The sequence below is a fragment of the Chryseobacterium sp. 2VB genome (genome assembly GCF_005503635.1).
In the GTDB taxonomy this organism is placed as follows: domain Bacteria; phylum Bacteroidota; class Bacteroidia; order Flavobacteriales; family Weeksellaceae; genus Chryseobacterium; species Chryseobacterium cupriresistens.
The window spans coordinates 93671-100109 of record NZ_SCNC01000017.1 but is presented as its reverse complement, the minus strand read 5'-3'; the positions used below and the strand labels follow the sequence as shown (position 1 = coordinate 100109).

General features: G+C 33.6%; 12 protein-coding genes. 11 read left to right on the top strand and 1 reads right to left on the bottom strand.

Annotated features, from left to right (window positions below; genetic code table 11):
* The first annotated feature begins 101 nt into the window (after positions 1–101).
* Genes FFS26_RS15845 through FFS26_RS15835 form a run of 3 tightly spaced genes read left to right on the top strand, consistent with a single transcriptional unit; the run spans position 102 to position 1271 of the window.
* Positions 102–464, top strand: coding sequence for a hypothetical protein (locus FFS26_RS15845; protein WP_137905522.1), 363 nt, complete (start codon positions 102–104; stop codon positions 462–464).
* Between the two features lies 1 nt (position 465).
* Positions 466–915, top strand: coding sequence for a hypothetical protein (locus FFS26_RS15840; protein ID WP_137905521.1), 450 nt, complete (start codon positions 466–468; stop codon positions 913–915).
* A gap of 2 nt (positions 916–917) precedes the next feature.
* Positions 918–1271, top strand: coding sequence for a hypothetical protein (locus tag FFS26_RS15835; protein ID WP_137905520.1), 354 nt, complete (start codon positions 918–920; stop codon positions 1269–1271).
* Positions 1272–1630: 359 nt separating this feature from the next.
* Here the strand turns inward: FFS26_RS15835 and FFS26_RS15825 are convergent, their stop codons facing one another.
* Complete coding sequence (locus tag FFS26_RS15825; RefSeq protein WP_137905518.1) at positions 1631–1939, bottom strand: hypothetical protein; 309 nt, start codon at positions 1937–1939, stop codon at positions 1631–1633.
* Positions 1940–2107: 168 nt separating this feature from the next.
* Between FFS26_RS15825 and FFS26_RS15820 the strand changes: the two genes are divergently transcribed.
* The 8 genes from FFS26_RS15820 to FFS26_RS15785 all read left to right on the top strand — a co-directional run bounded on the left by FFS26_RS15820 (position 2108) and on the right by FFS26_RS15785 (position 6372).
* Positions 2108–2359, top strand: coding sequence for a helix-turn-helix domain-containing protein (locus tag FFS26_RS15820; protein ID WP_137905517.1), 252 nt, complete (start codon positions 2108–2110; stop codon positions 2357–2359).
* Positions 2360–2486: 127 nt separating this feature from the next.
* On the top strand, positions 2487–2705 hold the full coding sequence (locus tag FFS26_RS15815) for a hypothetical protein (protein WP_137905516.1): 219 nt from the start codon (positions 2487–2489) through the stop codon (positions 2703–2705).
* 19 nt (positions 2706–2724) lie between these two features.
* Positions 2725–3279, top strand: a complete 555-nt coding sequence (locus tag FFS26_RS15810; protein ID WP_137905515.1) for an NUMOD4 domain-containing protein — start codon at positions 2725–2727, stop codon at positions 3277–3279.
* Positions 3280–3281: 2 nt separating this feature from the next.
* Entirely contained in the window at positions 3282–3665 is a 384-nt protein-coding gene (locus FFS26_RS15805) for a hypothetical protein (RefSeq protein WP_137905514.1), read from the top strand.
* Between the two features lie 2 nt (positions 3666–3667).
* Entirely contained in the window at positions 3668–3871 is a 204-nt protein-coding gene (locus FFS26_RS15800) for a hypothetical protein (protein ID WP_137905513.1), read from the top strand.
* Positions 3868–4380, top strand: coding sequence for a ParB N-terminal domain-containing protein (locus tag FFS26_RS15795; protein ID WP_137905512.1), 513 nt, complete (start codon positions 3868–3870; stop codon positions 4378–4380). The genes FFS26_RS15800 and FFS26_RS15795 overlap by 4 nt, the downstream gene beginning before the upstream one ends.
* 2 nt (positions 4381–4382) lie before the next feature.
* Complete coding sequence (locus FFS26_RS15790) at positions 4383–4886, top strand: hypothetical protein (protein ID WP_137905511.1); 504 nt, start codon at positions 4383–4385, stop codon at positions 4884–4886.
* On the top strand, positions 4873–6372 hold the full coding sequence (locus tag FFS26_RS15785; protein WP_137905510.1) for a phage terminase large subunit: 1500 nt from the start codon (positions 4873–4875) through the stop codon (positions 6370–6372). The genes FFS26_RS15790 and FFS26_RS15785 overlap by 14 nt, the downstream gene beginning before the upstream one ends.
* The last annotated feature ends 67 nt before the right edge of the window (positions 6373–6439 follow it).

Here is a 6439-nt window from a genome sequence, read left to right as displayed (position 1 = left end):
TTTTGCGATGATGAAAAATCAATACGATATGTAAGGTATGTTCACGAATTGCAGAACTTATTTTTCGCCCTTACCGGGGAAGAACTTAAAATTAAAGAATCATGAATCTACAACTTTCACTAAAAAAGAAATGGTTTGAAATGACGAAAGCCGGAATTAAAACCGAAGATTATAGAGAAATAAACAAGCATTGGATACAACGTCTTGTTCAGCCAATTTTTAACAGGGATACATGGAGGGATGAACAAGGTGTAATTAGTCATATTATTGAACATAGAGATCATTTTTCAAAAAATAGAATGAAGTATTTCTCGACTAATAAAATGACTTTAGGTTACCCAAAATCAACAGATACCGAGAAGATTTTAGAGTTTAAACATGCAGGAATTGAGATCCGAGAAGGAAATCCAGAATGGGGAGCAGAACCAGGGAAACTATATTTTGTAATTAAACACGGAAATTAGAATGAAACAGCTAGAGATAAAAACAAATAAAAGACTCCTTATTGTGGAGTATGATACAGAAGCTGAATGTGCAATTGAATGGGCGTTAATGCATGCTTTTAATAATCCAAATATAGTTAATCACGGGCATAAGGTTAAACCTATATGTGGAGGCTCAGAGCTTACTGAGGAGATTTTAAGATCATTGATCAAAAACGAAATAAGCGAATTTTTAGTTTCTTGGAATTGGGATTATGTATCTAAAGAGCCATTAAATGATGATTTCTTTCCGCCAATGCAATCCTTCATTTCTTCTATCGAGGCTTCAGGCTACCATTGGGGAGAGAATCCTGTGAAGTTCAAAGAAAACGAAATGAATTGGGAAAAGCGTCATAAAAATAGGATTGAATGGGAAAGAGCCGAATCCAGGACCTTCAACCCATCAAAATGTATAATCTTTGAAATACTGTAAAGATGAAAACAAAAATTCCTATCGCAAAATATATACATCCAAAGACGCAAATTAAAAAGGTGTGGATTGGTAGCTATGGAGGACATTACGAAGCAATTTTCTTTTTTAAGAAGAAACCTAAGAAAACAAGTGAGCTAAATGATGGAACAAAATATTATTGCATTGTAGATAATAGAGATTTGGTGATAGGTTCAATGTTTATGGGAGATTTTAAAGAGTTATATCCTGACTTTGACATGAACATTATAAAGCCAAAAGATATTGAGATAACAGAAGTTATACAAATAATGTTTGAAGCTGTTTATGATAAGTATGGTGATTTAGTATCTTACAAATATAATGCAGATAATTATTAATTACGGAAACCCACAATACCAAACACCCCGGAATTTCCAGGGTGTTTTTTATTTGAGTAGTTTTAATAAGTCTTGATGTTCTTTTAAAAGATCGTCATAGTCCTTTTTAAGTTCATCGAACATTTTAGATAGTCTATCATAGTTCTTATCTACTTTTGCGGACTCTCTTAAATACATTAAGATTGCTATTACTAAAAACAAAAGTATTACAATTAAAATTATTGTGTTGATTTCCATATTACGAATTTATTTGATGTTTGGGTTGTATAATTGTGGTTTTCCGTAAAAACCCGGGCGACATGATGGATCAAAACGCCACCCGGAAAAACTAACCATGTGAATTTTTAAACTTGTTTGGTTTATATTTTCTGAAAAATTGATTTAAAATAATCTTCAATGTCTTTAATGTTTTTAACATCATATATTGAAAGTTTAATTTCTCTAATGCCAAAGTCAAGATTATTAACTTTTATTTCCAAACGGTAATTATCAAATTCTGACCATTGGGATTTGCCATCATTTCTCACTCTTATATCATCACATCTAACGATTTCGCCACTTGAAATAAAACTATCACTTCCATAAAAGTAAATGTCTTTGACAAGTTTGAAATATTTACCTGCTTTAGATTCAAATTGTTTTATTTCACTAGAAAAGATCAATGTCATGACGTTGTAATTTTAATTGTTATCGTTTTTGTTGATACAAATATACAACAAATAGTTGTAACAAAACAAGAGATAAAGTAAAAAAATAACAAATAGTTGTAATTTATAATAATTCTAAATACAACAATAAGTTGTATTTAAATATTGAAAGATTTATATCTTTGTCATATGGTATTAAGAATTGCTGAGCTTCAGAAAAAAAATAAGTTTTCCAACGAAGAATTGGGAAACAAAATAAACGTGAGTGATCAACAGGTTTCAAATTATAAAACATCTGCCAGAATGCCACCTCTTAAAACTTTGGAAAAAATAGCAGCTGCTTTTAACTGTGAATTTATAGAGTTATTCGAGGCGCCTATAGGCTATATTCATGATTATAATCCTGAGACGGGCGAATGGCTCGGAATTAGAAAGAAATAAGTATACAGTTTTAAAAAAAACACAACCTCCTTTTTTCAAGGGAGGTTTTTTTATGCAAAAAAATAATGTAAAAATTTATTATTATTTTTGTTTCACACTTAAAGTAATACTTGAAATAAATGCTATAATGAATTGTAAACTTACATTATTAAATAATAAAATAAACAAGGTTGTTGAAAAATTTAATGAAGAATATAATCTTTCTAATGATCAGGAATTTATTCTTAGAAAAATACTGGAAGGGCTTGAAAACCATCCTCCTGATTTATCTATGGAGCTATGTTCTAAATTGATTTCAGGACCTGTTGTTAAAGAGAAGTATTCAAACTTAGATAACCCAATATAAACTATTAAAAACTGCATAAATGAAAGGATTAATTACTGTAAAAGACACGTTAAGTACGGAGTTGGAGAATTTGCCTGGTGAAATTTGGGAAGAAGTTCCCGGATATGAAGATAGGTATGAAGTATCAAATTATTCAAGGGTCAAGAGTGTGGTTAAGCGAAAGCCAGTTATACTAAAAAAATCTTTGGACCAAAACAGCAGGTTTAAAGTGGTTTTAGTAGATAGGTTTGGCAGAAAGAAAAATTTTAGTGCTGGAAGATTGTGCGCTACGCTTTTCAATAGAAAGCCAGAAGAAAATGAAGTTTTAGAATACCTGGACAGAAACCAAAGGAATGATCAAGCAAACAACACAAGGTGGGTTTCCCGGCGTTCAGTTGTTTTAAGAACTGTAAAAAGAGTTCCCAGGGTTTCGGGTATAAATCACGGAATGGCATTGATAAACCCATCAAAAGCCAGGGAAATAAGAGCTGACAAGCGCAATGGAAAGACTTTAAAACAACTTTCTGATGCTTACAAGGTATCTATACCATGTATTCAAAAGATAGTTGAAAATAGAACCTGGAAAACGGCTTAACAATGAAACAGCAACCTGAATTTGATCTGCAAAAAAGAGTTTGCACCTATTTAAGGGCGGTTCATCCGGATTTGTTTTTCATGTCTGATACTATCGCAAGTGTAAAGCTTACAAAATTTCAAGCCATACGAAACTCACAGATCCAGAAGCCAGGATTTAAAACCCCTGATCTTTTGATTTTCTATCCTAAAGGTGGGTATCATGGTTTATTCATCGAATTAAAAGTTGAATCACCCTATAAACTCAACGGAGAACTTAAAAGCAATAAGCACATTCAGGAGCAAAGCAAAACAATTTCCAAGCTTAAAGGTCTCGGTTATCATGCTTCCTTTCAATGGAATTTCAACGATATAGTAAAACTTATTAACTGGTATTTAACACTATAATCATGAAAACATGTACAGCAAAACACTATAAAACGCAGTATAAGTCTGTAACAGAAGTCCATCAGCATGGGAAAATAAGATATAAGGCTTCGATGGCTGCAGGTGTCGGGAAACTATACGATGATATAAGAAGTGCGGCTTTGGCTGTAGATAAATATCTAATCAAAAAAGGTAAGAATCCTGTAAATATATTGGTGAAAAAATGAAAACAAAAAAAGTAAAAATATCAGAAGTAAAGGTAAATCCTAATAATCCCAGATTGATAAAGGATGACAAGTTTAGAAAGTTGGTAAAATCCATTGAGGAATTTCCTCAAATGCTTGAAATAAGGCCGATAGTTGTCAACGGTGATATGGTAGTTCTTGGGGGAAATATGCGATTAAAAGCATGTCAGGAAGCCGGATTAAAAGAAGTTCCCATTATTATTGCTGATAACCTCACAGAAGAGCAGCAAAGAGAATTTTTAATAAAGGATAATGTTTCCGGCGGTGAATGGGACTGGGATATGTTATTGAACGAATGGGACACTGATTTGCTTGAAGACTGGGGCCTTGATGTAAAATTTCCTGTAGTATCAGAAGATGAAGAAGAACCGGAAGAGCAAACGTATGTCCCTGTATTTCGCTTTGAAGTAACCTGCAAGACAGAATCCGAAAAAAATAAATTAATGGCTGATCTTTTATTGAAAGGATTTAGCTGTACAGAAGATTATTAATCATGGCTTACACAGAAGAAAGAAAGAATAAGGTTTTCAATAGGATAATAAATGCTATTGCAGATGATGGGTTACCTATTAGACAGATTTTAAAAGAAAAATGGTCACCTTCTCCTAGTACTTTCTTTGAATGGTTAGAAGACGATGAATCCAAAGCGAAACGGTACGCGCGCGCCTGCGAGATTAGGGCCGATATTTTTTTTGACGAAATGATTGAAATCGCTTTTACTCCTGAAATTGGAGAAACTGTTGAAATGACTCAAAAAGGCGGTAAAGAAGGGAAAAAGGAAATGAAAAAGACCCAGGGAGATATGTTAGGACATAGAAAATTAAAGGTAGACACACTCAAATGGGCTATTTCAAAAATGGCTCCGAAAAAATACGGTGATAAGCTTGATCTTACCTCTGACGGTGAAAAAATACCTGGTTCCATTCCTTTGGTGCTTGAAGATGGCAGAAGTTACGAGGATCTTAAAAAAGAATTGAAGGTAGATGAAGAAATATAAATACGGTGTAACAGAAGTCTTTGTAAAGCATGATTTCTACGCTTCTTTGAGAATTCGTCTTTTCGACAATGAAGGGCGAATTTACTTAGATAGTGGTGATGAAGCTATTGCAACAGAGTTTTTTGTAAAAGTGCCAGAGAAAAAGTATGAAGCTGATAAGCTGCTTACTTATGAATCAGGACTTTATTACTCGTATTGTGAAAAAGAAGATTTTGGAGCTTTTCCCAGATATAAATATATTATTCACGAAGGATCTTCCAGGAGTTCTAAATCATGGTCGTTAGAAGAATGGACTTTAAGAGAGGCTGAGAATACGCCAAATTTGCATATTAACATATGGAGAGATAGCCGCGAGGCTTTGACTGACACAATTTGGAAGGATTTTAGGAAGCTTATTCCATTATCCGGACGAACAATGCGGATGAATAGAAATACTACTCCAATTGTATTTAAAAACGGTTCAATTATTTCACCTAAAGGAGCAGATCAAACAAATGCACACGGAACCACTCAGGATATTGCATGGCTAAACGAACCTTACAAAATTGGAGAAGATGAGTTTGATCAGATTGACCAACGTTCTAATCAGGTTATTATAGATATTAACCCAGTCGGGTTGTCTTGGGCTGAAAAGCTTGTAAAGAATCCAAGATGTAAGGTTATTTACTCCACTTTCCGGGATAATCCATTTTGTCCAGCTGGTCAAAAGATGAAGATTTTAGGTTATGAGCCTTGGGAATCTGATTCCTATGAAGTTATTGACGGAAAGATAATGTATCAAGGTAAGCCAGTAACAGGAAATCATGAACCGCCTGTACATAAAATAAACAAGGAGCGTAAAACAATTAACAAATATAAGTGGATAGTTTACGGACTTGGATTAAAGGCAGAAAACCCGAAACGAATTCATCATAACTTCTATCCTATCACAAGGGAGAAATACGATTCTTTGGACCTAATGGAGTTCATGGGGTTAGATTATGGTTCTGCTTCTCCTTCTGCCTTTGTAAAGGTTAAATTTGACGGGGATAGATCGTTTTACATACTACCTTGCTTATACAGGCCTATGAATAAAATGAGAAATCCTTTAGGTGAAGAATTAATTGCTGCCGGCGCTATTCCTGGAAACAAGTCTATTGGTTGGGCTGATAGTAGTGACGCAGATCCAGGCAGCGATATGCCTTTAACAAATGGTTTAAGATCGAATTACAATCTAAATCTATTCAAGACAAACAAGCCTACATATAAGGCAAGGTTTGATTTTATGAGTAATTGTATTTTCTATTACGTTGAAGATGCAGGATTAGATGATAAAGAGAACGGATATGATGAAAAGGGTAAGTTTGAATATGAATTAGACCGTTATCAATGGGAATATATCAATGATACTCCTACCGGAAAGCCGGTAAAAAAAGATGATCACTATATGAACGCTACAGAATATGTTTCATGGGGTGTTAAAGAATATTATAACATCCAATTATAAAACCCAAAATATAAATTGGGTTAAAATAAAAACCCAAAAAACCCAGTGGGTTTTTAATAAACCCAAA

Bases quoted from the DNA above. Each gene is read 5' to 3' on its own strand.
- FFS26_RS15845 (WP_137905522.1), top strand. From the start codon at position 102: ATGAATCTACAACTTTCACTAAAAAAGAAATGGTTTGAAATGACGAAA.
- FFS26_RS15840 (WP_137905521.1), top strand. From the start codon at position 466: ATGAAACAGCTAGAGATAAAAACAAATAAAAGACTCCTTATTGTGGAG.
- FFS26_RS15835 (WP_137905520.1), top strand. From the start codon at position 918: ATGAAAACAAAAATTCCTATCGCAAAATATATACATCCAAAGACGCAA.
- FFS26_RS15825 (WP_137905518.1), bottom strand. From the start codon at position 1,939: ATGACATTGATCTTTTCTAGTGAAATAAAACAATTTGAATCTAAAGCA.
- FFS26_RS15820 (WP_137905517.1), top strand. From the start codon at position 2,108: ATGGTATTAAGAATTGCTGAGCTTCAGAAAAAAAATAAGTTTTCCAAC.
- FFS26_RS15815 (WP_137905516.1), top strand. From the start codon at position 2,487: ATGAATTGTAAACTTACATTATTAAATAATAAAATAAACAAGGTTGTT.
- FFS26_RS15810 (WP_137905515.1), top strand. From the start codon at position 2,725: ATGAAAGGATTAATTACTGTAAAAGACACGTTAAGTACGGAGTTGGAG.
- FFS26_RS15805 (WP_137905514.1), top strand. From the start codon at position 3,282: ATGAAACAGCAACCTGAATTTGATCTGCAAAAAAGAGTTTGCACCTAT.
- FFS26_RS15800 (WP_137905513.1), top strand. From the start codon at position 3,668: ATGAAAACATGTACAGCAAAACACTATAAAACGCAGTATAAGTCTGTA.
- FFS26_RS15795 (WP_137905512.1), top strand. From the start codon at position 3,868: ATGAAAACAAAAAAAGTAAAAATATCAGAAGTAAAGGTAAATCCTAAT.
- FFS26_RS15790 (WP_137905511.1), top strand. From the start codon at position 4,383: ATGGCTTACACAGAAGAAAGAAAGAATAAGGTTTTCAATAGGATAATA.
- FFS26_RS15785 (WP_137905510.1), top strand. From the start codon at position 4,873: ATGAAGAAATATAAATACGGTGTAACAGAAGTCTTTGTAAAGCATGAT.